We start from the raw sequence: 24,092 nt of genomic DNA, 5'->3' as shown, positions 1-24,092 counted from the left end.
CTCGGCCCCGGCTCCAGGCCAACCGGCCTTTCACCATCGTCATTCCTTGCCCTACGGAAGAGACTTTATCAGACCCTCCCGCCCGGCCCGACCCGGCCACTTCCGCGGCCGTTCCGGTCCTTGCAGAAGAAACTGTAGCAGCCCTTCCGCAGTGGATTCTTCGCCTGCCGGCGTCGAATCCTGAGGGAAACACTCGGACATATAGTCCGAACGCATGCCTCGTCTACGCCGTTCCCGGCGCTGACTCGTCATCCCTCGGATTGTGACGGACGCTTCGCACCGACGTCGTCGATCGCTATGGTCCCGTCAGCCCCGGCCGGCACGGCCACTTCGTGTCCAGTTGCCCGGCGGAGCGAGGATCTACGTTAGCGCATGGACTGCGAGGGTGCAACCCTCGACCATCCGCTTCCCGGGGCCGGCCACCTCGTGTCCGTCTCCCCTCGGGATGACTGCAACGGTAGCAGCCGCCCAGATCATTCCCGCCGCCCCGTCGCTGCGGTGCCCGTCGCCGCCGTGCCCGTCGCCGCCGTGCCCGTCGCCACCGTGCCCGTCGCCGCCGTGCCCGTCGCCACCGCACCCGGTCCTACCGACCCCTGGCGCGCCGCCGTGACGACCTCGGCGCGAGGCGCCGGTCGCGCCCACGTCGTCGGGCCGCAGAGCTGCGACGTGCGGTAGAAGACATGCGCCCACCCATGCATGCACCCGTCCGCGCACGGGACCTCGCGCAGGAGCCCTCGCGTCAGGAGCCGCCCGTCAAGAGCTCACCCGTCCTGCCGAACGCAGACATGCCCGGATGCACCAGTGCCCGGTCCCGCGATCGACCGCAGGCCCGGGCACGCCCGGCACGCGGCGAAGGACGTTCTCAGCCGACCTCGACCGCCGCCAGCGAGCGCTTGCCCCGGCGCAGCACCGCCCAGCGCCCGTGCAGCAGGTCGTCCTCACCCAGCGTGGCCTCCACGTCCGTCACCCGGGCGTTGTTGACGTAGGCCCCACCCTCCTGGACCGCCCGGCGCGCCTCGGACCGGCTCTTGCAGAGCCCGGAGTCGGCGAGCAGGTCGACGACGGCCGGCAGCGGCCGCGACGCCTTTGCCCGCGGCAGCTCGGCGAGCGCGGAGCGGAGCGTCCCCTCGTCCAGGCCGGCGAGCTCCCCCTGCCCGAACAGCGCCTTGCTCGCGGCCACGACGGCGGCGCACTCGCCGGCCCCGTGCACGAGCGTCGTGAGCTCTTCGGCGAGCGCCCGCTGCCCGATCCGGGCGGCCGGCCGCTCGCGCGAGTCCGACTCGAGCGCCTCGATCTCGTCCAGCGGGCGAAACGAGAGGTAGCGCAACAGCGTGGGGACGTCGCGGTCGTCGGAGTTCAGCCAGAACTGGTAGAACGCGTACGGGCTGGTGAGCGCGGGGTCGAGCCAGACGGCGCCGCCCTCGGTCTTGCCGAACTTCGTCCCGTCGGACTTCAGCAGCAGGTTGGTCGTCAGCGCGTGGGCGTGCCCCCCGGCGACGCGCCGGATCAAGTCGGCCCCCGCGGTGATGTTGCCCCACTGGTCGCTGCCGCCGAGCTGCAGCGTGCAGCCGTGCCGGCGGTAGAGCTCGAGGTAGTCGTTGGCCTGCAGGATCTGGTAGCTGAACTCGGTGTAGGAGATACCGGTCGCGAGGCGGGCGCTGACGGCCTCCTTGTCGAGCATCCGGTTGACGCTGAAGTGCTTGCCGAGGTCGCGCAGCAGGTCGATGGCCGACAGCTGCGAGGTCCAGTCCAGGTTGTTGACCATCGTCGCGGCGTGCGGCCCCTCGAAGTCGAGGAAGCGCTCGATCTGACCGCGGATGTGCCCCACCCAGCCGGCCACGACCGACGGGTCGTTCAGCATGCGCTCCGCGGTGGGCTTCGGGTCCCCGATGAGGCCGGTCGCCCCACCGACCAGCGCGAGCGGCTTGTGCCCGGCGTCCTGGAAGCGCCGCATGGTCAGCACCTGCATCAGGTGCCCGACGTGCAGGCTGGCCGCGGTGGGGTCGAAGCCGGTGTAGAACGTGACCGGCCCGGCGGCGAGCGCCTCCGACAGGGCGTCGATGTCGGTGGTCTGCGCGAGCAGGCCGCGCGCTCGCAGGTCCTCGAGGATGGCGCTCATGCGCTCGATTCTCCCGTACGCCGGCCGCCGCTCGTGCGGCGACGCGGCACGTGCGCCCGGTAGGCGCTGACCGTGGGGTCGCTGGCGATCCAGAAGCGCCACGGGGTCTCGGCACCAGCGGTCACCCCGACCCGCGGCCCGACGGCCACGTCGTCAGGCGGGACGGGCAGCGCAGGCGCCAGCAGCCGGACCGGGGACGCCGGGTCGAGCAGGTCCAGGCCGTAGGACTCCCGGCCCACGCCCAGCGCCGAGCACAGCCGGGCCGGGCCGCGCGCGAGCTCGACGTCGGAGCGGGCGGCGGGCCGCCGCGTACGGGCCAATGCTGCCCCCGCGACGACCTCGCCGGCCCGCAGGAGCACGGCGGCCGCAGCGCCATCGACGCCGCAGACGACGTTCGCGCACCAGTGCATGCCGTAGGTGAAGTAGACGTACAGGAAGCCGGCATCACCGAACATCACCACGTTGCGGCGCGTCCTTCCGCGGAAGGCGTGCGACCCCGGGTCGGCCTCCCCCGCGTACGCCTCGACCTCGGTGAGCCGGACGACGACCCGGCCGGCGGGGCTGTCGCTCACCACGTGCGCACCGAGGAGGGCCGGCGCCACGTCCGGCGCCGGCCCTCGCAACGTCTCCCGCGGGAAGGCGGTCAGTCCCGCGTCGCCCACGCCGCGTGCTCGGTCGCCGTCTCGGCCAGAGCGGCCAACTGCTCGGCGACCCGCGACGGAGCGGTTCCGCCCACCGCCGACCGGGCCTCGAGGGCACCGCGCACCGACAGGACGGACCGGACCGACGGGTCCAGCCGGGCGTCCACGGCCGTGAAGTCCGCGTCCTCCAGCTGCCAGAGCTCGATGCCGCGCGTGTCGCACAGCTGCACCAGGCTTCCCGAGATCTCGTGCGCGTCCCGGAACGGCACGCCGCGTCGGACGAGCCACTCGGCGACGTCCGTGGCGAGCGCGTGCCCGGTCGGAGTCGTCGCCTCGAGCCGCTCCGAGTTGACCTGGAGCGTCGACACCATCCCGGCGAGCGCGGGCAGCACGAGCAGCAGCTGCTCGACGGCGTCGAAGACGGGCTCCTTGTCCTCCTGCATGTCCCGGTCGTACGCCAGCGGGAGGCCCTTGAGCATGGCCAGCACGCCGGTCACATGGCCGATCAGCCGGCCGGCCTTGCCGCGCGCCAGCTCGGCGATGTCCGGGTTCTTCTTCTGCGGCATGATCGACGAGCCGGTCGAGAAGGCGTCGTCGAGCCGCACCCAGCTGAACTCCGACGTGGCCCAGAGGCAGACCTCCTCGCCGAGCCGGGAGAGGTGCACCCCGAGCAGCGCGGCCACGAAGAGGAACTCGGCGACGAAGTCCCGGTCGCTGACCGCGTCGATGCTGTTCGGGATCGCACCGCGGAAGCCGAGCTCGCGCGCCGTCGCCTCAGGGTCGAGCGGCAGCGAGGAGCCGGCGAGCGCGCCGGCGCCGAGCGGCGACCACGCCGTCCGGGCGTCCCAGTCGCGCAGCCGGTCCACGTCGCGGGTCAGCGGGTGGACGTGCGCGAGCAGCTGGTGGGCGAAGAGCACCGGCTGGGCGTGCTGCAGGTGCGTCATGCCGGGCGCGGGGACGTCGGCATTGCGCTCGGCCAACGACACCAGCGCCGTCTCCAGCTCGGCGATGCGAGCCACCAGCTGGCGGACGGCATCGCGCAGGTAGAGCCGCAGGTCCGTCGCCACCTGGTCGTTGCGGCTCCGGCCGGCGCGCAGCTTGCCGCCGAGGGCGCCGAGCCGCTCCAGCAGCCCGCGCTCGAGGGCGGTGTGCACGTCCTCGTCGTCGGCGGTCGGGCGGAACGCCCCCGACGAGACGTCCGCCGCGAGCCCGTCGAGCGCGTCGAGCATGCGCGTCAGCTCGTCGTCGTCGAGCAGGCCGGCGCGGTGCAGCACGCGGGCGTGCGCCTTGGAGCCGAGCAGGTCGTACGGCGCCAGCCGCCAGTCGAACTGGACGCTGACCGACAGCTGCGCCAGGGCGTCGGCCGGCCCGCTGGCGAACCGTCCGCCCCAGAGGCGCCGCGGAGCGTCGGTCACTTCGCGCCCTTCGAGCCCTTGAGCCGCTCGTCGCGGGCCGCCGCCAGGCGCGTGGGCATGCCCCACAGCTCGACGAAGCCCTTGGCGAGCGACTGGTCGAACGTGTCGCCCTCGTCGTACGTCGCGAGGTCGAAGCTGTAGAGCGAGGCCTCGCTGCGCCGGCCCGTGACGACGGCACGCCCGCCGTGCAGGCGGAGCCGGATCTCGCCGCTCACCACAGAGTTGGCGTCCAGCACGAACGCGTCGAGCGCGCGCTTGAGCGGGGAGAACCACAGGCCGTCGTAGGCCAGCTCGCCCCAGCGCTGGTCGACCTGGCGCTTGAAGCGCGCGAGGTCGCGCTCGACCGTGACGTTCTCCAGCTCCTGGTGCGCGGTGATGAGCGCGATCGCGCCCGGCGCCTCGTAGACCTCACGGCTCTTGATGCCCACGAGCCGGTCCTCGACCATGTCCAGCCGGCCGACGCCCTGCGCGCCGGCGCGCTTGTTCAGCTGCTCGATCGCCTGCAGCGGCGTGACCGCGACGCCGTCGATGGCGACGGGGATGCCGGCCTCGAAGGTGATGAGGACGTCGTCGGGGTCGCGCTGGACCGTCGGGTCCTGCGTGTAGTCGTAGACGTCCTCGCCCGGCGCGTTCCAGATGTCCTCGAGGTAGCCGGTCTCGACGGCGCGGCCCCAGACGTTCTGGTCGATGGAGTAGGGCGACTTCTTGTTGACGTCGATCGGCAGGCCCTTCTCCTCCGCGAAGGCGATGGCCTTGTCACGGGTCATGGCCATGTCGCGGACCGGGGCGACGACCTTGATCTCGGGCGCGAGCGCGGCCGAGCCGACCTCGAAGCGCACCTGGTCGTTGCCCTTGCCGGTGCAGCCGTGGCCGACCGTCGTGGCGCCGTGCTTGCGCGCGGCGGCGATGAGGTGCTTGACGATCACCGGCCGGGACAGCGCCGAGACCAGCGGGTAGCGGTCCATGTAGAGGGCGTTGGCCTGCAGCGCCGGCATGCAGAAGTCGGCGGCGAACTCGTCGCGGGCGTCGGCGACCTCGGCCTCGACCGCGCCGCAGTCGAGCGCGCGCTGGCGGATGACGTCGAGGTCCTCGCCGCCCTGGCCGACGTCGACGGCGACAGCGATGACCTCGGCGCCGGTCTGCTCGGCGATCCAGCCGATGCAGACGGAGGTGTCGAGCCCTCCGGAGTAGGCGAGGACGACGCGCTCGGCCATGTGCGGTTTCTCCTTCTGCGATGCGAGTTGGGGGAAGTCTTGCGTACCGGCGCCGACTCGGCGTCAGGCCAGGTGGCGAGCCGGGTCCGGGCGGGCCTCGCCGGCGAGCGTGAGCAGCCGGTCGGCGACGGCGGCGCCGCCGTCCGCCTGCCGGGAGACGACGAGCACCGTGTCGTCGCCGGCGACGGTGCCGAGCACGTCCGGCAGCTGCGCCGAGTCCAGCGCCGAGGCCAGCAGGTTGGCCCCGCCCGGTGGCGTGCGCAGCACGGCGAGGCTGCCCGACGCGTCCGCCGAGACGAGCAGGTCGTTGAGCGTCCGGAGCAGGCGCGCGTCGAGCGCGGCCCGGTCGGCGGCCGCGCGCGGGGTGCGGTCGCCGCCCTCGCCCGGCACCGCGTAGACGAGCTCGCCGTTGCCGGACCGGACCTTCACGGCCCCGAGCTCGTCGAGGTCGCGAGACAGGGTCGCCTGCGTCACGACGAGCCCGTCGCCGGCCAGCAGCTTCGCCAGCTCGGGCTGCGACCGGACGTCGTTGCGGCCGAGCAGGTCCACGATGCGCCGGTGCCGCGCGGCCTTCGTCTGCGGGAGGCTCACGCGCGCTCCAGCAGCCAGGCCAGCAAGGCCTTCTGCGCGTGCAGCCGGTTCTCGGCCTCGTCCCACACCGCGCTGCGGGGGCCGTCGAGCACCGCGGCCTCGATCTCCTTGCCGCGGTAGGCCGGCAGGCAGTGCAGCACGATGCTCCCCGCCGCGGAGATCCGCAGCAGCGCCTCGGTGACGGCGTACGGCTCGAACACGCCGGTGCGCGCGCCGGCCTCGCCCTCCTGCCCCATCGACACCCAGGTGTCGGTGGTGAGGACGTCGGCGCCCTCGGCGGCGTGCTGCGCGTCGCGGACGTGGGCGATCGAGCCGCCGGTCCGCGCGGCGATCTCGTGGGCACGGACGAGCACGTCGTGGTCCGGGTCGAAGCCCTCGGGCGAAGCGATACGCACGTGCATCCCGGCGGTCGCGCCCGCCAGCAGGTAGCTGTGGGCCATGTTGTTGGCCCCGTCGCCGAGGTAGGCGAGCGTGACCCCGGCAAGCCGGCCGTGGCGCTCGCGCACGGTCAGCAGGTCCGCGAGCAGCTGGCACGGGTGGAACTCGTCGGTGAGCGCGTTGACGACAGGCACGCGGCTGGCCGCGGCCATCGCCTCGAGGTCGGCCTGGGCGAACGTCCGCCACACGATGGCGGCGACCTGCCGGTCGAGCACCCGCGCGGTGTCGGCGACCGGCTCACCACGGCCGAGCTGACTGCCGGCCGCGTCGATCACGAGGGGGTAGCCGCCGAGCTCGGCCACGCCGACCGAGAACGACACCCGCGTGCGGGTCGAGGGCTTGTCGAAGATCACCGCGACGCTGCGCGGCCCGGCCAGCGGGCGCGCCGCGAAGCGGTCCTTCTTCAGCGCCTCGGCCAGGTCGAGCACCTCGGCCTGCTCGGCCGGGGAGAGGTCGTCGTCGCGCAGGAAGTGCCGGACGGTCTTCTGGTCAGGCATCGACGGCCTCCTCGGCTGCGTCACGGGCGGCAGCGAGAGCTGCGTCGAGAGCGGCCGGCAGCGCGGCCAGGAAGGAGTCGGCCTGCTCGTCCGTGAGGACCAGCGGCGGGGCCAGCCGGATCACGTCGTGCGCGACCGCGTTGACGAGGAAGCCGGACTCGCGCAGCGCGTCGACCACCACCGGCGCGACCCGGGCGCGCAGCGTCACGCCGAGCAGGAGGCCTTCGCCGCGTACGCCCGCCACGAGCGGGTGGGCGAGCGCCTCGATGCCGGCGGCGAGATGGTGGCCGAGGGACTTGGCCCGCGAGCAGAGGTCGTCGGCTGCGAGGGTGTCGAGCACCGCCAGACCGGCCGCGCACGTCACCGGGTTGCCGCCGAAGGTGCTGGCGTGGTCGCCGGGGCGCAGCAGCGCCGCCGCCTCGCCCAGGCCGATGCACGCGCCCAGCGGCAGCCCGCCCCCGAGGCCCTTCGCGAGCGTGACCACGTCGGGGCGGACACCTGAAGACTGATGCGCGAACCAGGCTCCGGTGCGGCCGATCCCGGTCTGCACCTCGTCCAGCACCAGCAGCGCACCGGCCGCCGTCGTCGCCTCGCGGGCCGCCGCGAGGTAGCCGGCGGGCGCGGGGAGCACACCGCCCTCGCCCTGCACCGGCTCGAGGAAGACGGCCGCGGTGGAGTCGTCCACGGCGCGGCGCAGCGCCGCGACGTCGCCGTACTCCACGTGCACGACCCCAGGGACCAGCGGTGCGAACGGCTCCTGCTTGAGCGGCTGGCCGGTGAGCGCCAGGGCCCCCATCGTGCGGCCGTGGAACGAGCCGTAGGCCGCGACGACCTTGGTGCGCCCGGTGCGCCGGGTCAGCTTGAGCGCCGCCTCGTTGGCCTCCGCGCCGGAGTTGCAGAAGAAGACCTTGCCCTCGCGGCCCAGCAGCCCGAGCAGACGCTCGGCCAGCGTCACCGACGGGAGGTTGGCGTAGAGGTTCGAGGTGTGCCCGAGCCGGCCGACCTGGTCCGTCACGGCCCGCACGACGGCCGGGTGAGCGTGGCCGAGGACGTTGGTCGCGATGCCGGCGATCAGGTCGACGTAGCTACGGCCGGCGTCGTCCTCGACGACGGCACCCGATCCCCGCACCAAGGTGATGCCGGGGGTGGCGTAGGTCGGCATGACCGCCGACGACCATCTGTCGACAACGCTCCGGGTCGTGGTGGGGCTCTCGCTGGAACTCATGCTGTGACCTCCGTCCCGACGCCTTCGTCGGTGAACACCTCGAGCAACACCGAATGGGGCACGCGCCCGTCGAGCACGTGCGCCTTGGGCACGCCGCCCCGGACGGCGCGCAGGCAGGCCTGCATCTTGGGGACCATGCCCGATGACAGCGTCGGCAGCATCGCCTCGAGCGAGTCGGCGTCCACCGAGCTCAGCACCTCTTCGGTGCTGGGCCAGTCGGCGTAGAGGCCCTCGACGTCGGTGAGCACGACGAGCTTCTCGGCCTGCAGCGCCACGGCGAGCGCGGCGGCCGCGATGTCGGCGTTGACGTTGTAGACCTCGCCGCCGTCCCCGCGGGCGATGCTGGTCACGACCGGGATGCGGCCGTCGGCGAGCAGCCCCTCGACGACCTCGGGCTCGACCCGCACGATGTCGCCGACCAGGCCGACGTCGACCGGCTTGCCGTCCACGACGGCCATGGTGCGCTCGGCGGTGAAGAGCCGGCCGTCCTCCCCCGACAGGCCCACGGCGAACGAGCCGTGCGCGTTCACGAGCCCGACGACCTCGCGCTGCACCTGCCCGACCAGCACCATGCGCACGACGTCCATGGCCTCGGGCGTCGTCACGCGCAGCCCGCCGGTGAACACCGTGTCGATGCCGAGCCGGTCCAGGGCGGCCGTGACCTGCGGGCCGCCGCCGTGGACGACGACGGGGCGCAGGCCGGCGTGCTTGAGGAAGACCACGTCGGCTGCGAAGGACGCCTTGAGGCCCTCGTCGATCATCGCGTTGCCGCCGTACTTGATGACGACGGTGCGGCCGGCGAAGCGCTTGAGCCAGGGCAGCGCCTCGACGAGCGTCGCGGCCTTCGACAGCGCCAACTGCCGGTCGCGCGCGGTGCCGCTCATGTGGAGTACGCCGAGTTCTCGTGGACGTAGTCGACCGTCAGGTCGTTGGTCCAGATGGTCACCGACTCCGGGCCTGCGTGCAGGTCGACCCGGATGGACACGTCGCGCCCGTCGAAGCGCACGAGGTCGCGCGGCTCGCCGGGCTCACCGGCGACGCACACCTTGACCCCCTGGAAGGAGACGTCGACCTGCTGCGGGTCGAACTGCGCCTGCGTCGTGCCGACCGCCGCGAGCACCCGCCCCCAGTTGGGGTCCTCGCCGTAGATCGCGCACTTGAGCAGGTTGCTGCGGGCGATGGCGCGCCCGACGTCGACGCCGTCCTGCTCGCTGGCCGCCCCGACGACCTCGACGGCGATGTCGTGCTTGGCGCCCTCTGCGTCGGACAGCAGCTGCTGCGCGAGGTCCGCGCAGAGCGCGCGCACGGCCTCGGCGAAGTCGTCGTAGGAAGGCGAGATCCCCGAAGCACCGCTCGCCATCAGCAGGACGGTGTCGTTGGTGGACATGCAGCCGTCGGAGTCCAGGCGGTCGAAGGTGGTGCGAGTGGCGGCACGGAGCGCCCGATCGCACGTCTCCGCGTCGACGTCGGCGTCCGTCGTCAGCACCACGAGCATCGTGGCCAGCGCCGGGGCGAGCATGCCCGCGCCCTTCGCCATGCCGCCGACGACCCAGCCGTCGCCCCCGGCGACGGCCTCCTTCGGGCGGGTGTCGGTCGTCATGATGGCGCGCGCCGCGGCCGGGCCGCCGTCGGCAGCGAGCGCCTGTGCTGCGGCGGTGACGCCCGCCAGCAGGCGGTCCGTGTCGAGCTGCTCGCCGATGAGACCGGTCGAGCACACGACGACGTCGCCCGCGCTCGTGCCGGTCAGCTGCGCGGCGTGCTCGGCCGAGCGGTGCACCGTCAAGAAGCCCTGGCTGCCCGTGTAGCAGTTGGCGCCGCCGGAGTTGAGCAGCACGGCGTCGACCCGCCCGTCGGCGACCACCTGCTGGCTCCACGTGACCGGGTGCGCCTTGCAGCGGTTGGCGGTGAAGACGGCCGCGGCCGCGTGGGACGGGCCGTCGTTGACGACGAGCGCGACGTCCGCGTTGCCGCTGGCCTTGAGGCCGGCGACGACACCGGAAGCGCGGAACCCCGAAGCGGCGGTCACGCTCACGGTGCCACCCCCACCACGGGGAGGCCGGTCGCCTCGGGCAGCCCGAGCGCGATGTTGGCGCACTGCAGCGCCTGGCCCGCGGCGCCCTTGCCGAGGTTGTCGATCGCGACGGTCACGACCGCACGGCCGGCGTGCGTGTCGGCCGCCACCTGCAGGTGGGCGGAGTTCGAGCCCGCCGTCGCCGCCGTCGTCGGCCAGGCGCCCTCGGGGAGCAGCGTGACGAACAGCTCGTCGGCGTACGCGGCCTGCATCGCCGCGCGCAGCTGCGCCGTCGTGACGCCCGGCTTCAGCACGGCGGTGCTCGTGGCGAGGATCCCGCGCGGCATCGGCGCGAGCAGCGGGGTGAACGACAGCGTGACCGGGGCTCCGGCCACGGCGCCGAGCGTCTGCTCCATCTCCGGGGTGTGCTGGTGGGCACCCCCGGCCTTGTAGGCCGTGACCGCGCCCATCACCTCCGAGCCGAGCAGCCCGACCTTCGCCGAGCGCCCCGCGCCCGAGGTGCCGCTGGCGGCGACGACGACCACGTCCGTGGGCTCGACCAGCCCCGCGGCGAGGAGCGGCGCCAGCCCCAGGGCGACGGAGGTCGGGTAGCAGCCCGGGGCGGCGATGCGGCGTGCGCTGCGCAGCGCGTCCCGCTGCCCCGCCAGCTCGGGAAGGCCGTACGGCCAGGTCCCGGCGTGGTCGCCGCCGTAGTAGGACTCCCACTTGCCCGCGTCCGAGAGCCGGTGGTCGGCGCCGAGGTCCACGACGAGCGCCGACGAGCCCTCCAGCTGGCGCGCCACCGCGGCGGACTGGCCGTGCGGCATCGCCAGGAAGACGACGTCGTGGCCGGCGAGCTCGGCGGGGTCGGTCCCTCGCAGCACCAGGTCGCTGAGGCCGGGAGCGGCCGCGAGGTGCGGGTGGGTGGCGGCCAGCGGCGTGCCCGCGGAGCTGGCCGCGGTGACGGTTGTGACATCGAGCTCGGGGTGGGCGGCGAGCAGCCGCAGCAGCTCGCCTCCCGCGTACCCGCTGGCGCCGGTGACGGCGACGGTGAGGCCCATGCAGCGATCATACGGCATATCGCATGGTCATGCAGAGCAGGCCACAGTCGGACGCCCAGACGCGGCGCAGCGCCCGGCCGTCGCCGTCCGGGCGGAGAGAAGCCGACGGCCATGGACGAGAGCAGCAACGGCGCCGCCGTCGTCGCCGGGCCGGCCGTCGGCCCGCTACCCGCGGCGGGGGCCGCCGCGCGCGGTCAGCACCACGAGGAGCGGCCAGACCGCCTGCGCCCCGGCGGCCAGCCGCTCTGCGAGGCCGAGGCGGGCGCCTCCGGCGGCCACCTCGACGGCGAACCAGGCCACGAGGCCGGTCAACAGCGCGGCGGCGCCGACGGCGGGAACGGCCCGCAGCAGCGGCAGCGCGCGCTGGTCCGCGGGGCGACCGCACACGGGCCACACCGAGAGCGCTGCGAAGGCGACCCCGGCGGCGACGGCGTGCGCGGGCGAGCCGCCCTCGACCGGGAGCGGGAGGGCCGCGACCGCGAGGGTGGCCGCCCCGCCGACGGCGAGCACGCCGCGGGCGCCGGCCGGAGCCGCGCGCAGGCCGCGCGCGGTCACCAGGTGGCAGACGCCGAGCCCGGCCAGCGCCGCCGTCATGACCCAGCGGTCGGTCGCCGCGGAGCCCGCGAGGGCGCTGATCGAGCCGCGAACGGGGTCGAAGCCGCTCGGTTGACGAGCAGCGGCGAGCGTCCATCCGCCGACGAGCAGCACCGGCGCCAGGGCCGCCGAGGCGCGCGCGGAGACGCGGACAGCGCTCACGCGAGCGAGTCGTCCGCGCCCCAGCCACGCAGCCGGAGCGTGCGGGCGTCCGCGGGCAGGCCGTCGGCCACCCGCGCGGCCAGCCCCTCGACCGTGTCGGTGTCGACGCGGAGGAACCGGCCGGACAGGCCGTCGAGGTCCCCGCGCGCGAGCGCCACCGCCCAGCGGGCGACCTCCTCACCCGCCGTCCACCGGTCGGCCGGTCGCGAGCGGTGGACCGCCATGCCCGCGGTCATCGCGGTCGCGACCACGCCCGGCGCGAGCTCGAAGGCGCGCAGCCCCCGGCTGTGGCCCGCAGCGTGCAGCGCGCCGGTCAGCCGGAAGAGCGCGGCCTTGGAGGCGGCGTAGGCGCTGTAGCCGGGCTGGTCGGAGACGGCGAGCCCCGAGCTGAGGTCGACGAAGCGCCCGCCGCCGGCCGCGAGCATGCCCGGCACGAAGGCGCGGGCGAGGAGATAGGGCACGCGCAGGTTCGCCTCGACGACGCCCCACCACTCGTCCGGGTCGGACTCCCAGAGCGGCTGGGCCTCCTGCTCGATCCGCCCCGCGGCCGCGACGACCAGGTCCGGCGTGCCGAGCACCGCGCACTCGGCCACCGCCCGCTCGACGTCCTCGCGACGGGTCAGGTCGCCCGACACGGCTACGACCGTCGCGCCCTCAGCCGCGACCTGGGACCGAACCGCTTCGAGCCGCTGCGGGTCGCGGCCCAGCAGCCCGACGGCCAGCCCGGCCCGGGCGAGGCCGAGGGCGACGGCGCGGCCGATCCCGCCCGTCGCCCCCGAGACCACGGCGACCCTGGACGGCGCGGTCATGCCCCGCGCAGCACCGCGCCCGTCCGGCGGCCCGCCTCCGCCACGGCGGCGTCGCGGGCGGCGGATGCCTCCTCGGCGGTGAGGGTGCGGTCCTCGGCGCGTACCCAGAGCCGGTAGGCCAATGACCGCTTGCCCTCGGGGATCCCGGCGCCCTTGTAGACGTCGAAGAGGCGCACCTGCTCCAGCAAGCCCCCGGCGCCGGCCCGCAGCGCGGCCTCGACGTCGGCCGCCGGGACGCCGGTGTCGACGACGAGCGCGACGTCCTGGGTCGCGACCGGGTAGGTCGAGAGCCGCGGAGCGGGGACGGGGCCGGGCAGGTCGGCCATCACGAGGTCGAGGTCGAGCTCCATGGCGCAGGTGCGCTCGGGCAGGCCGAGCGCCTCGACGACGCGTGGGTGCAGCTCCCCGGCGTGGCCCACGACCGTGCCCCCGACGAGCAGCGCGGCGCAGCGGCCCGGGTGCCAGGGCGCGTGGTCGTCGGCGCGCACGTCCAGCGCGACGCCCACCGCGCCGGTGACGGTGCGCGCGGCGTCGATCGCGTCGGCCCAGAGCGCGGGCTCGCCCGGCCCCCACCAGCCCGGCCTCCGCAGGTGGCCGGCGAGCACGGCGCCGACGCGGCGCGGCTGGCGGGGCAGCGCGGCCTCGAGCGCCGCGAGCTCCTCCTCGGTCGGGCGGCGGTCCACGCCCAGCCGCGGGGCCTGCGGCAGCGGGCCGTCGTCGACCCGGAACACCAGCCCGGTCTCGAAGAGCGCCACGTCGACGGCGCCGCGGGCGACGTTGCGCCGCAGCGCGGCGAGCAGCCCCGGCAGGAGCGTCGTACGCAGCGCCGGCTGCTCCGCGGAGAGCGGGTTCGCCAGCCGCAGCGTGCGCCGGCGCGGGTCGTCGGCGGACAGCCCCAGCGCGTCGAGGTCGGCGTCGCCGAGGAACGGGTAGCTCGGGGCCTCGACGAAGCCGGCGGCGGCGAGGGCACGGCCCACCCGGCGCCGGGCGCGCTGGTGCTCGGTGAGGCCCGCGCTCGCCGGCGGGAGCGGCAGCACCGAGGGGATGCGGTCGTAGCCGTCGAGGCGGGCGACCTCCTCGACGAGGTCGAACGGTGCGGCGAGGTCGCCGCGCCAGGACGGCGGAGTGACGAGCAGCTGGTCCGGGGCGGCGGGGTCGGGCTCGACCCGGCACCCGACGCCCTCGAGCGCGCGCACGACCTCGTCGCGGGTGTAGTCCACGCCGACGACGCGGGCCGGCAGGTCGACCGGCACCCGCAGGGTGGCGGGCAGGACGGGCGAGCCGGCGTCGGTCACGCCGTCCTCGACGGTCGCGCCGCCCAGCTGCACGAGCAGGTCGACCGCGCGCTGGGCCGCGACCGGCGGCAGCGCCGGGTCGACGCCCCGCTCGAAGCGGCGCGAGGCCTCGCTGAGCAGGCCGTGCCGGCGGCTCCCCCGCGACACGACGGCCGCCTCGAAGTGGGCGGCCTCGAGCACGATGTCGGTGGTCGCGCCCGAGATCTCGGTCGACGCGCCGCCCATGACGCCCGCGACGCCGATGGCGCCGCTCTCGTCGGAGATGACGAGGTCGTCCTGGTCGAGCTCGCGCTTGGTGCCGTCGAGGGTCTCGATGCGCTCGTCGGGCAGCGCGCGGCGTACGACGATCGCGCCCTGCAGCTTGCGCATGTCGTAGGCGTGCAGCGGCTGGCCCAGCTCGAGCATCACGTAGTTCGTGACGTCCACCGCGAGGCTCACCGAGCGCATGCCCGCCAGCGCCAGCCGACGGCTCATCCACGCGGGGGTCGGGCGGGCGGGGTCGAGGCCGACGATGCCGCGCGCGACGAAGCGGTCGCAGCCGGTGGAGTCCTCGATGCGCACGGGCCACACGGGGTCGTCGCTCGTCGCCGGCTCGATGTCGGCGGGGTCGCGCAAGGGCACGGAGTACGCCGCGGCGAGCTCGCGCGCGATGCCGCGCACCGAGAGGGCGTAGCCGCGGTCCGGGGTGGGCGTGATGTCGAGGACCTCGTCGCGCAGCTGCAGGTAGTCCGCGGCGTCCGCGCCGACCGGCGCGTCGGGCGGGAGCACGACGATGCCTCCCGACCCGTCCTCACCGATGCCCAGCTCGGTCGAGGAGCAGATCATGCCGTCGCTGACGTGCCCGTAGGTCTTGCGCGCCGCGATCTCGAAGCCGCCGTGCAGCACGGCGCCCGGTAGCGAGACCACGACCTTGTCGCCGGGTGCGAAGTTCAGCGCGCCGCAGACGATGCCGCGCGGCTCCTCGCCCTCGGCCACGCGGACCTGGCACCAGCGGATGGTCTTCTTCTTCTGCGGCTCGTCGACGAAGGAGACGACCTGGCCGACGACGACCGGGCCGGAGACGTCGCCGACCGGCTCGATGCCCTCGACCTCGAGGCCGGCGCGGACGAGGCGCTCGGCCACGTCGCGCGCGGTGTGCTCGGCGGGGACGTCGACGTGCTCCCGCAGCCACGACAGCGGCACCCGCACGTCAGACCTCCAGTCCGAAAGGAAGGGTGAAGCGCACGTCGCCCTCCACCATGTCGCGCATGTCCTGGCCGTTGTGCCTCGACATCAGCGTGCGCTCGATGCCCATCCCGAAGGCGAAGCCGGTGTAGGCGTCGGGGTCGATGCCGCAGGCGACGAGCACGCGCGGGTTGACCATGCCGCAGCCGCCCCACTCCACCCAGCCCTCGGACTTGCAGGTCCGGCACGGGTTGGCGGGGTCGCCCACGGACGCGCCGTGGCAGACCCAGCAGCGCAGGTCGACCTCGGCCGACGGCTCGGTGAACGGGAAGAAGTGCGGCCGCAGACGTGTGATCACGCCTTTGCCGAACATGGCTTCAGCGAATGCGTCGAGGGTGCCGCGCAGGTGCCCCATCGTCAGGCCCTTGTCGACGGCGAGCCCCTCGACCTGGTTGAAGACGGGGGTGTGCGTCGCGTCCAGCTCGTCCGTGCGGAACGTGCGCCCGGGGCAGACCACGTAGATCGGCGGCTTGCGCTCGAGCATCGTGCGGGCCTGCACCGGCGACGTGTGCGTGCGCAGGACGACGCCGCTGTCCGGGGCACCCACGAAGAACGTGTCCTGCATCGCGCGCGCCGGGTGGTCGGGCTTGAAGTTGAGCGCGTCGAAGTTGAACCACTCCGCCTCCGCCTCGGGCCCCTCCGCGACGTCCCAGCCCATGGCCACGAAGACGTCGACGATGCGCTCGGGCAACGTGGTGAGCGGGTGGCGCGCGCCGACGGGCCGCCGGTCCCACGGCAGGGTGACGTCCACGGCCTCCTCGACCAGGACGCGGGCGTCGCGCTCGGCCTCCAGCACCTGCCGGCGGGAGGCGTGGGCCTCCTCGACCGCGCGCAGGGCGCCGCCGACGCGCTTGCCGGCATCAGCGCGGGCCTGCGGCGGCAGCGCGCCGACCTCGGCCCGGGCGAGCCGGAGCGGCGACCGGTCGCCGAGATGGGCGACCTTGGCGGCGTGCAGAGCGTCGAGGTCTCCGGCGGAGGTGAAGGCGGCCAACGCCTCGTCGCGCATGCGCGCGACCTCGTCAGCGTGCAAGGAGCTCACTTCCACCGGGTCGAAGGAACGGTTGGGGGCGGACACGCCCGGAAGTCTAGTGAGCGCGGCGGTGGCGCCCCGGCGCTGCGGCCCGGTCAGCCGGCGGTCAGTGCGAGCCCGCGGCGAGTGTGGCCCGGACGTCGTCGGGTCCGGCCGCCTCAGAGCTCGAAGTCGGGGACTCCGGACGGCAGCTCGACCCGGAACAGCGCACCGCCCGACGGGGCGGTGTCGATCGCGATCTGGCCGCCGTGCGCCTCCACGAGCCCGCGCACGATGTAGAGCCCGAGGCCGGTCCCGCCACGGCGGCCGGTCCGCCAGAACTTGGTGAAGACGCGCTGGCGCATCTCCTGCGGGACGCCCTCGCCCTCGTCGGTGATCGTCAGCGCGGTACCGCCCGTCCCCAGCGGCTCGACCCGCACGGTCACCTTGCCGTCCCCGTGGCGAAGCGCGTTCTCCAACAGGTTGGACAGCACCTGGTCGAGCTTGTCCCGGTCGGCCCACAGCTCGCCGACGCCCGGGGCGACCTCGACGACGAACCGGGCCTCCTCCGCCCCGGCCGCGACCAGCCCGGCGACGTGGCGCTGCACCGTCGCGGGCAGGTCGACCGGCTCCTTGCGCAGCTGCAGCCGTCCGGAGTCGATGCGCGCGGTGTCGAGCAGCTCGGTGATGAGGCGGGTGACCCGGTCGGCGTCGGCCTCGACGGTCTCGAGCATGAGCCGCTTCTGCTCGTCGGTGAACCGGTCCCAGCGCTTGAGCAGCGTGGCCGTGAACCCCTTCACCGACGTCAATGGCGAGCGCAGCTCGTGGGCGACGGTCGAGACGAGCTCGGCCCGGCTGAGCTCCTCGCGCTCGCGCACCCGGGTGCAGCGCAGCGACACGACGACGCGTACGACCGGGCCGAGCCGCTGCGCGCGCACGTAGCGCCCGCTGACGAGCACCTCGCGGCCGTCGGGCAGCTGGAGCGTGCGCTCGCTGAAACCCGTCCGGATGGCGAGGCCGGCGTAGGGAGCGGCGCACTCCCACCACACCTTGCCGTCGCGGTCGGCGAGCGGGAGCGCCTCCTCGAGCGGGCGGCCGAGCACGTCCGCGGGCGCCGAGCCGGTCATGTGCGAGGCGGCCGCGTTGAAGACCACGACGCGGCCGGTGCCGTCGGCGACGACGAGCCCGTCCGGCAGGTCATCCGGGGCGACCGCCAGCGCGTCCGGCGCAGCGGCGGCTCCGACGCCCGCGAGCGACAGCCCGTCCGGCCCCATGCTCTGGGGTGCGGCGCCGGGCATGCCGGCCACACGGCCGTCGCCACCGCCGACGGTGTCCAGGTCCGGGTCGGGAGCAGGCTCGAGATGCTCCGGCACGCCCGAATCGTACGGGCCGGGAGGCAGCGTGGACGAGTGCCGCTCCGACTCCGCTGCCACCATGATCAGGAGTCCGCGGAGGCGCTCGGGACGGCCCGCTGGGCGCGGGCCGAGGCGTACAGGCACACGGCGGCGGCGGTGGCCAGGTTGAGGCTCTCGGCGCGCCCGTGGATCGGCACGGCGAGCACGTCGTCGACGAGCTCGAGCAGGGCGTCCGGCAGGCCCCACGCCTCGTTGCCGAAGACCCAGGCCGTCGGGGCGTCGAGGTCGCCCGCGCGATCCGCGGCGTCGAGGTCGCGGCCCTTGCCGTCGGCCGCGACGACCCGCAGCCCGGATGCCCGCAGCGCGGTGACGGCATCCGGCGCGGGAACGCCCGCCACGACGGGAAGGTGGAAGAGGCTGCCGGCGGTGGCGCGCACGCACTTGCCGTTGTAGACGTCGACCGAGGCGTCGGTCAGCACGACGGCGTCGGCACCGGCGGCGTCGGCCGCGCGCAGCACCGTCCCGGCGTTGCCGGGATCGCGGACGTTGGCCAGCACGGCGACCAGGCGCGGCTGCGGCGCCAGCGCCTGCTCGAGCGGGCGGTCCACGAAGCCGCAGACCGCGAGGATGCCCTGCGGCGTCACCGTCTGCGCGACGGACGCCAGCACCTCGCCACTGACCCGGGTGACGGGCACGTCCGCTTCGCGCGCGGCGGCGACGAGCTCGGGGAGGCGGCCGGCCAGCTCGTCGGTGACGAGGACCTCGACGACGCGGTCGGGCGTGCAGGCCAGCGCCTCCCGGACGGCCTGCGGGCCTTCGGCGAGGAAGCGACGGTCAGCGGTGCGGAAGGCCCGCTTGGCCAGCCGGCGCGCGGCCGCGACCCGCGGGCTGCGCAGTGAGGTCACGAGCGACGCGGGCCCGTCGTGCGGGCGCGGGGGCCGCGGGTCGTTGATGGGCACTCGATGCTCTCCGGGCCCGGCGGGGGCGCGTGACGCGTCCCCGCCGGGCCGACGGAAGGCTTGCTCAGGCGGCGCTCTCGGCGGCCGCGGGGGCGGCGGCCGGGAGGGCGGCACGGGCGACCTCGACGAGCGCCTTGAACGCGGTCGGGTCGTTGACCGCGAGCTCGGCGAGCATGCGGCGGTCGACCTCGATCTCAGCGGCCTTGAGGCCCTGGATGAAGCGGTTGTAGGTCATGCCCTGCTCGCGGGCCGCCGCGTTGATGCGCTGGATCCACAGCTGGCGGAAGTCGCCCTTGCGCTTCTTGCGGTCGCGGTAGGCGTAGACGAGCGAGTGGGTGACCTGCTCCTTCGCCTTGCGGTAGAGCCGCGAGCGCTGCCCGCGGTAGCCGCTCGCCTGCTCCAGGACGGTGCGGCGCTTCTTCGACGAATGGACGCCGGCCTTGACGCGTGCCACGGAAAGTTCTCCTCAGTGCTGCGGGCGAGGGTCCTCGCCCGCCGGGGTCGGACGGGGTGGTGGCTGCTGCGTCAGCGGCCGAGCATCTTCTTGATCTTCTTCGCGTCCGCCGGCGCCACGACGACCTCGTCGTAGAGGCGGCGGGTCAGCGTCGACGGCTTGTGCTCGAACAGGTGCCTGCGGCCCGCCTGACCACGCATGATCTTGCCGGTTCCGGTCACACGGAAGCGCTTCTTGGCGCCACTGTGGGTCTTGTTCTTCGGCATCGGGCCGGTCTCCTCACAAGTCGTCAGTACGTGCTGCACCCCGCCTCGGCGAGAGCCGCCGGGGCGGGGGTCGTGCGTGCGGGTCTTCGCCGCGCTGTGCCGCTGAGGGCTACTCGACGCTGGTCGCCTCGTCGGCGGCCACCGAAGCGGTCTCGCGCGCGCCGTCGTCCGTCGCTGCGTCGACTGCTCCGTCGACCGGGGCGTCGCCCTGGGCGCGGCGGGCCTTCGCCTCGCGCGCCTCGGCCATCGCCTCGACCTTCTTCTTGTGCGGCCCCAGCACCATGATCATGTTGCGCCCGTCCTGCTTGGGCGCGGACTCGATGAAGCCGAGCTCCTGCACGTCCTCCGCGAGCTTCTGCAGCAGGCGGTAGCCGAGCTCGGGCCGGGACTGCTCACGACCGCGGAACATGATCGTGATCTTGACCTTGTCGCCCGCATTGAGGAAGCGCACGACGTGACCCTTCTTGGTGTCATAGTCGTGAGCGTCGATCTTCGGGCGGAGCTTCATCTCCTTGATGATGGTGTGAGCCTGGTTGCGCCGGGACTCACGCTCCTTCATCGCGGACTCGTACTTGAACTTCCCGTAGTCCATGAGCTTGGCCACCGGCGGGCGGGCCATGGGAGCGACCTCCACGAGGTCGAGGTCGGACTCCTGCGCGAGACGCAACGCGTCCTCGATGCGCACGATGCCGACCTGCTCGCCATTGGGGCCCACGAGCCGGACCTCGGGCACACGGATCCGGTCGTTGATGCGGGGCTCAGTGCTGATGCTGCTCTCCTCTAGCCGGGAACGGGGCGGGACCTGCAGGGCCTGCATGACCTGCGCGAGCCGTCCGGCGAGGGGCCGGGGGTCCGCCGCGTACGGCAGACGTCCTCCCGACCGGGCGGGCGCGTCCCTGCACGAGGGAACGCCCGCGACGCCGCCCGCGATTCCGCGTGCGACGCTGGACCGGACCTGGCGCCCCTCCGACCGGGGTCGGGAGCCGCAGGTGGGAGGAGGCCCTCCGCTTGCGCGTCCGTCCCGGCGGGGCGCTCGGCCGACGAACGGCAGAGCACTCGTGTCGAGGCGGACGGGTCGATCTGAAAGGCTACCAGGTGTGACCACCGATCCGCTCGGCCCGCCGAGCCGCCCCGCCCCGGAGGGCGTACCCGCTCCTTCCCCGACCGACCCGGGCCGCACCGAGCCCGGCTCCCCCGGTGCTTCCGGTGCCCCCGGTGCCCCGGCCTCCGACGCCGCGCGCGACATCGCCGACGTACCCGCGGTCGAGATCGTCTCGGCGGCCGCGATCCACCTGATGAGCGCCGCCGCCGTCAAGTGCGGCCTGGCCGAGGACGAGGACGCCGCCGAGCACAAGGACCTCGACGAGGCCCGCACGCTCATCACGGCGCTCGCCGGGCTCGTGACCGCCGCCGCCCCGGCGCTCGGCCACCACCACGCGGCCCCGCTGCGCGACGGGCTGCGCTCGCTGCAGCTCGCCTTCCGCGAGGCCTCGCTGGTCCCGGACGCCCCCGGCGAGGGCCCGGGCGAGAAGCTCACCGGCCCGGTCTACCCGCGCGGCGCCGGGCGCTGACCGACCGTCCCCTTCGGGCGCCGAGCCGGCCACGGCGTCGGCAGGGCGCGTCAGTCCAGGGGGCGACAGGCGTCAGTCCAGGGGAAGGGTGTCGCCGCGGGCTACGTAGCGGATGTCCGCCACGAGCCCGCGGCGCTCGACCTCGGCGCGGAAGTCCTCGAGCGGCGACTTGAACACGCCGTAGTCGTCGTAGTGCACGGGGACGATCTTGGCGCGGCGTCCGAGCTCGAGCAGCTCGATCAGGTCCGCCCCCATCCGCCCGTCCATCGTCACGGTCACGCCCAGCACCTTCGTCCCGCCCAGGTGCAGCAGCGCCATGTCGATGTCCGGGTAGCGCCGGACCACCTCCGTGAGGTCGTCGATGACGAGCGTGTCGCCGCTCTCGTAGATCCGGTACGGCCGCCCGCCGTCCGCCGGGTGGAACTCGAGCAGCATGCCCATGACCGTCGGGAGCGCCGCCTGCATCGGCCCGGGCGCGTGCCGCCCGGGCAGGGCGGTGATGCGCAGCGTGCTCCCGCCCTTGGACAGCTCCCACGGCTGCCACGTCCGCAGCCCGGCGCTCGACACCCCGCGGCGCTTCAGCCGCTTCGCCCCCGGGACCGTCGTGACCACCGGCACGGTCGGCTGGATGCCCCGCTTCGCGACCCGGTCGTAGTGGTCCCCGTGCAGGTGCGAGAGCGCGACGGCGTCCAGCGGCGGCAGGTCCTCCACCGCGATCGCGGGGTCGGTCAGCCGGCGCGAGCTCAGCCCCTTGCCCAGATAGGCCCGCTGGCCGCGGCGCAGAAAGTTGGGGTCGGTCACGACCGTGAAGCCGTCGCGGCGCAGGACGGTGGTCGCGGTCCCGACGAAGAAGAGCGAGGAGTCCGGCTGCTGGTGCACGGGCCGACGATGCCCCGGTGATCGCGGCTTATCCCCGGCCGGCGGGCCCGGTCAGGCGGTCTCGACCGCGACGTCCACGCCGCGCAGCGTGCGCTCGCGCAGCACGCGCTCGCCCTGCAGCGCCCGTCCGAGGCGCTGCACCACCGGCTCGAGCGCCGCGCCCGCCCGCACCGTCAGCACGATCCGGGCGTCCACGCCCTCGGCCGGGGCCAGCAGCACCGCGGTCACGTCCGGCTCGGCCGCGACCAGGGCCTGCACGGCAGCGATGACCTCGGGGTCGGCGTACATCGGCAGCGGCACCCGCTCCTCGGCGAGCGCGCGCAGGGCCGGGCCGGCCACGACGTACGGCACCGGGCCGGCGGGGTCGACCAGCAGCGCTTGCGCGCCCTCCGCAGCCCCGGCGACCGCCGCTCGCGAAGGCTCGACGGGCACCGGGCGGGCGTCCGCCCTCCACCGCGCCAGCGTCTCGAGGCTGGTGAACACGGGCAGCGCCCGGCCGCCGGGGCCCTCGACGGTGACGAGGGCCATGTCGGTGCGCTTCTCCCGGCGCAGCTGCCCGGCAGCGACGTCCTCCTCCTCGGCGAGCACGGCGACGACGGGGACGAGCAGGCGCGACGCGGCCAGCGCCGTCAGCACCTCCGGGGCGCGCCCGGGGTCCGCGGCGTACGCGGCGAGGGCCGCCGTCACCGCCGCGTCGGCGACGCCCTCGTCACCGGCGAACCCCGTGTCCGGGATCGTCTTCCCGCCGTGACCCGACACTCAGCGGCCCTCGGTGCCGGAGCGCTCGGCGACCAGCAGCTCCAGCTGCGCGGCCTGCCGCACCGCATAGGCGCCGTCGGAGCCCTGCACGCCCATGGCCGAGACCGTGGTCCCGTCGGCGACGTCGAGCACGAGCCACGGGTCGGCCGGGCGCAGCGTCACGCCGACCACCTCGGCCCAGTCCAGGCTGCGCCGGCCCAGGATGTTGGCGACGGTCAGGCCGTGCTCGTCGGCCACGACGCGCACGTCGGCGAGCCGGTGCAGGAACCACACGATGAAGGCACCGACCAGCGCGACGAGGCTGCGGTCGAGGACGGGCCAGTCCGAGAGGCCCGCCACGAGCAGCACGAAGACCGCGAGGACCACCACGGCCAGGGCGTACGGCACCCGCCTCCCCCAGCGCGGCCGGAAGGTGTGCGGCAGCGCAGGCGGCGTCGGTGCCACGGCCGGGGAGCCCGGCCCCGTGCTGCTCAGAGCCGGCACGCGTGGATGCCGGTGACCAGGATCCCGCGCGCCCCGAGCTCCCAGAGCTCGTCCATCACCCGGTTGGTGTCGGTCTGCGGCACCATCGCGCGCACCGCCACCCAGCCCCGGTCGTGCAGCGGAGACACCGTCGGCGACTCGATGCCGGGGGTGATGGCGACGGCCTGCTCGACGAGCTCGGCGCGCACGTCGTAGTCCATGAGCACGTAGCGGCGGGCGATGATCACGCCCTGCAGGCGGCGCACCAGCTGCTCGACGGCCGGCACCGACGGGCTCCCCGCCCGGCGGACCAGGACGGCCTCGCTGTGCAGGATCGGGTCGCCGAGGATCTCCAGGCCCGCCTGGCGCAGCGTGGTCCCGGTCGACACGACGTCCGCGATCACGTCCGCGACGCCGAGCCGCACGCTCGTCTCGACCGCCCCGTCCAGCCGGATGACCTCCGCGGAGACGCCGAGGTCGGCCAGGTGCTTGGACACCAGGCCGGGGTAGGACGTGGCGACGCGCTTGCCGGTGAACTCCTTCGGCGAGGCCGCGGTCCCCGGACGGGCGGCGTAGCGGAACGTCGAGCCGCCGAAGCCCAGCGGCAGGACCTCCTCTGCGGGCGCCCCGGAGTCCAGCAGCAGGTCGCGCCCGGTGATGCCGAGGTCCAGCTGGCCCGACCCGACGTAGACCGCGATGTCGCGCGGGCGCAGGAAGAAGAACTCGACGTCGTTGGCCGGGTCCTGCAGCACCAGCTCACGCGGGTCGCTGCGCTGCGCGTAGCCCGCCTCCTTGAGCATCTCGCCGGCAGCGGCGGACAACGAGCCCTTGTTCGGAACGGCGACCCTCAGCACGTGCCCCATCCTCTCAGACGACGGAGCCGGCCTCCGCCAGGCGAGGCGCCGGGGCGGGTCAGACCGCCCACATGAGCAGGAGGAGCACCACGGCCACGGCGGTCACCCACAGGACCCCGAGCGTCTGCCCGTCGGCGGACGTGGGCGGGCGGTACGTGCGGTGTGCCATGGCAGCCTCCCTCGCTGCACGGGCCGGGGCTACCCGGTGCCGAGGCCTACGTCCTTCCC

At 74.5% G+C, this 24,092-nt stretch carries 25 protein-coding genes; 2 read left to right on the top strand and 23 right to left on the bottom strand.

What is annotated here, in order from left to right; translation table 11 throughout:
- Positions 1 to 498: 498 nt before the first annotated feature.
- Positions 499 to 675, top strand: coding sequence for a hypothetical protein (locus G9H71_RS09785; protein ID WP_166281175.1), 177 nt, complete (start codon positions 499 to 501; stop codon positions 673 to 675).
- A gap of 187 nt (positions 676 to 862) precedes the next feature.
- On the opposite strand, the gene tyrS is transcribed toward G9H71_RS09785, so the two are convergent.
- From tyrS to infC, 19 genes are all read right to left on the bottom strand, one after another.
- A complete protein-coding gene (gene tyrS, locus G9H71_RS09780; RefSeq protein ID WP_166281173.1) occupies positions 863 to 2,119 on the bottom strand; it encodes a tyrosine--tRNA ligase in 1,257 nt (418 codons plus the stop codon).
- Positions 2,116 to 2,781, bottom strand: a complete 666-nt coding sequence (locus G9H71_RS09775) for a DNA-3-methyladenine glycosylase (RefSeq protein WP_166281171.1) — start codon at positions 2,779 to 2,781, stop codon at positions 2,116 to 2,118. The genes tyrS and G9H71_RS09775 overlap by 4 nt, the downstream gene beginning before the upstream one ends.
- Positions 2,763 to 4,175, bottom strand: a complete 1,413-nt coding sequence (gene argH / locus G9H71_RS09770) for an argininosuccinate lyase (protein WP_166281169.1) — start codon at positions 4,173 to 4,175, stop codon at positions 2,763 to 2,765. The genes G9H71_RS09775 and argH overlap by 19 nt, the downstream gene beginning before the upstream one ends.
- Positions 4,172 to 5,389, bottom strand: a complete 1,218-nt coding sequence (locus G9H71_RS09765; RefSeq protein WP_166281167.1) for an argininosuccinate synthase — start codon at positions 5,387 to 5,389, stop codon at positions 4,172 to 4,174. Before G9H71_RS09765 ends, argH begins: the two co-directional genes overlap by 4 nt.
- A gap of 63 nt (positions 5,390 to 5,452) precedes the next feature.
- Positions 5,453 to 5,980, bottom strand: a complete 528-nt coding sequence (locus tag G9H71_RS09760; RefSeq protein ID WP_331272878.1) for an arginine repressor — start codon at positions 5,978 to 5,980, stop codon at positions 5,453 to 5,455.
- On the bottom strand, positions 5,977 to 6,915 hold the full coding sequence (gene argF, locus G9H71_RS09755; RefSeq protein WP_166281165.1) for an ornithine carbamoyltransferase: 939 nt from the start codon (positions 6,913 to 6,915) through the stop codon (positions 5,977 to 5,979). Before argF ends, G9H71_RS09760 begins: the two co-directional genes overlap by 4 nt.
- Entirely contained in the window at positions 6,908 to 8,140 is a 1,233-nt protein-coding gene (locus G9H71_RS09750) for an acetylornithine transaminase (protein WP_166281163.1), read from the bottom strand. Before G9H71_RS09750 ends, argF begins: the two co-directional genes overlap by 8 nt.
- Positions 8,137 to 9,024 carry an acetylglutamate kinase gene (gene argB, locus G9H71_RS09745; protein WP_166281161.1) on the bottom strand — a complete coding sequence of 296 codons (888 nt, stop codon included), beginning with the start codon at positions 9,022 to 9,024 and terminating at the stop codon, positions 8,137 to 8,139. The genes G9H71_RS09750 and argB overlap by 4 nt, the downstream gene beginning before the upstream one ends.
- Positions 9,021 to 10,172, bottom strand: a complete 1,152-nt coding sequence (argJ, locus tag G9H71_RS09740; RefSeq protein ID WP_166281159.1) for a bifunctional glutamate N-acetyltransferase/amino-acid acetyltransferase ArgJ — start codon at positions 10,170 to 10,172, stop codon at positions 9,021 to 9,023. Before argJ ends, argB begins: the two co-directional genes overlap by 4 nt.
- Entirely contained in the window at positions 10,169 to 11,212 is a 1,044-nt protein-coding gene (argC, locus tag G9H71_RS09735; RefSeq protein ID WP_166281157.1) for an N-acetyl-gamma-glutamyl-phosphate reductase, read from the bottom strand. Before argC ends, argJ begins: the two co-directional genes overlap by 4 nt.
- A gap of 165 nt (positions 11,213 to 11,377) precedes the next feature.
- Positions 11,378 to 11,968 (bottom strand): DUF998 domain-containing protein, encoded by a 591-nt coding sequence (locus tag G9H71_RS09730; protein WP_166281155.1) that lies wholly within the window; start codon positions 11,966 to 11,968, stop codon positions 11,378 to 11,380.
- Positions 11,965 to 12,777 (bottom strand): SDR family NAD(P)-dependent oxidoreductase, encoded by an 813-nt coding sequence (locus tag G9H71_RS09725; RefSeq protein ID WP_166281153.1) that lies wholly within the window; start codon positions 12,775 to 12,777, stop codon positions 11,965 to 11,967. The genes G9H71_RS09730 and G9H71_RS09725 overlap by 4 nt, the downstream gene beginning before the upstream one ends.
- Positions 12,774 to 15,260 carry a phenylalanine--tRNA ligase subunit beta gene (gene pheT / locus G9H71_RS09720; protein WP_166281151.1) on the bottom strand — a complete coding sequence of 829 codons (2,487 nt, stop codon included), beginning with the start codon at positions 15,258 to 15,260 and terminating at the stop codon, positions 12,774 to 12,776. Before pheT ends, G9H71_RS09725 begins: the two co-directional genes overlap by 4 nt.
- A gap of 1 nt (position 15,261) precedes the next feature.
- A complete protein-coding gene (gene pheS / locus G9H71_RS09715) occupies positions 15,262 to 16,371 on the bottom strand; it encodes a phenylalanine--tRNA ligase subunit alpha (protein ID WP_166281149.1) in 1,110 nt (369 codons plus the stop codon).
- A 113-nt stretch (positions 16,372 to 16,484) separates the two neighbouring features.
- Entirely contained in the window at positions 16,485 to 17,579 is a 1,095-nt protein-coding gene (locus G9H71_RS09710; protein ID WP_166281247.1) for a sensor histidine kinase, read from the bottom strand.
- A gap of 164 nt (positions 17,580 to 17,743) precedes the next feature.
- The gene (locus G9H71_RS09705; RefSeq protein WP_166281147.1) at positions 17,744 to 18,619 is read right to left on the bottom strand and encodes a TrmH family RNA methyltransferase; all 876 of its coding nucleotides are present in this window, start codon (positions 18,617 to 18,619) and stop codon (positions 17,744 to 17,746) included.
- Positions 18,620 to 18,683: 64 nt separating this feature from the next.
- The gene (gene rplT, locus G9H71_RS09700; RefSeq protein WP_166281145.1) at positions 18,684 to 19,073 is read right to left on the bottom strand and encodes a 50S ribosomal protein L20; all 390 of its coding nucleotides are present in this window, start codon (positions 19,071 to 19,073) and stop codon (positions 18,684 to 18,686) included.
- 71 nt (positions 19,074 to 19,144) lie between these two features.
- Positions 19,145 to 19,339 (bottom strand): 50S ribosomal protein L35, encoded by a 195-nt coding sequence (gene rpmI / locus G9H71_RS09695; protein ID WP_166281143.1) that lies wholly within the window; start codon positions 19,337 to 19,339, stop codon positions 19,145 to 19,147.
- Between the two features lie 109 nt (positions 19,340 to 19,448).
- Positions 19,449 to 20,156, bottom strand: a complete 708-nt coding sequence (gene infC, locus G9H71_RS09690) for a translation initiation factor IF-3 (RefSeq protein ID WP_166281141.1) — start codon at positions 20,154 to 20,156, stop codon at positions 19,449 to 19,451.
- Between the two features lie 280 nt (positions 20,157 to 20,436).
- On the opposite strand from infC, the gene G9H71_RS25030 reads away from it, so the two are divergent.
- On the top strand, positions 20,437 to 20,910 hold the full coding sequence (locus G9H71_RS25030; RefSeq protein ID WP_331272876.1) for a DUF1844 domain-containing protein: 474 nt from the start codon (positions 20,437 to 20,439) through the stop codon (positions 20,908 to 20,910).
- A 72-nt stretch (positions 20,911 to 20,982) separates the two neighbouring features.
- Here G9H71_RS25030 and G9H71_RS09680 read toward each other — a convergent pair whose 3' ends face one another.
- The 4 genes from G9H71_RS09680 to hisG are packed head-to-tail and all read right to left on the bottom strand — an operon-like array spanning position 20,983 to position 23,864.
- On the bottom strand, positions 20,983 to 21,789 hold the full coding sequence (locus tag G9H71_RS09680) for an MBL fold metallo-hydrolase (protein WP_166281139.1): 807 nt from the start codon (positions 21,787 to 21,789) through the stop codon (positions 20,983 to 20,985).
- Positions 21,790 to 21,840: 51 nt separating this feature from the next.
- On the bottom strand, positions 21,841 to 22,548 hold the full coding sequence (locus G9H71_RS09675) for an SseB family protein (protein WP_166281137.1): 708 nt from the start codon (positions 22,546 to 22,548) through the stop codon (positions 21,841 to 21,843).
- Complete coding sequence (locus G9H71_RS25025; protein ID WP_166281135.1) at positions 22,549 to 22,992, bottom strand: PH domain-containing protein; 444 nt, start codon at positions 22,990 to 22,992, stop codon at positions 22,549 to 22,551. It abuts the gene before it with no gap.
- A 26-nt stretch (positions 22,993 to 23,018) separates the two neighbouring features.
- Positions 23,019 to 23,864 (bottom strand): ATP phosphoribosyltransferase, encoded by an 846-nt coding sequence (gene hisG / locus G9H71_RS09665; protein WP_166281133.1) that lies wholly within the window; start codon positions 23,862 to 23,864, stop codon positions 23,019 to 23,021.
- Between the last annotated feature and the right edge of the window lie 228 nt (positions 23,865 to 24,092).

It is taken from the genome of Motilibacter deserti (assembly GCF_011250635.1).
Taxonomy (GTDB): Bacteria; Actinomycetota; Actinomycetes; order Motilibacterales; family Motilibacteraceae; genus Motilibacter_A; species Motilibacter_A deserti.
The sequence above is the reverse complement of the archived record's forward strand: the minus strand, read 5'-3'. Positions and strand labels throughout refer to the sequence as shown.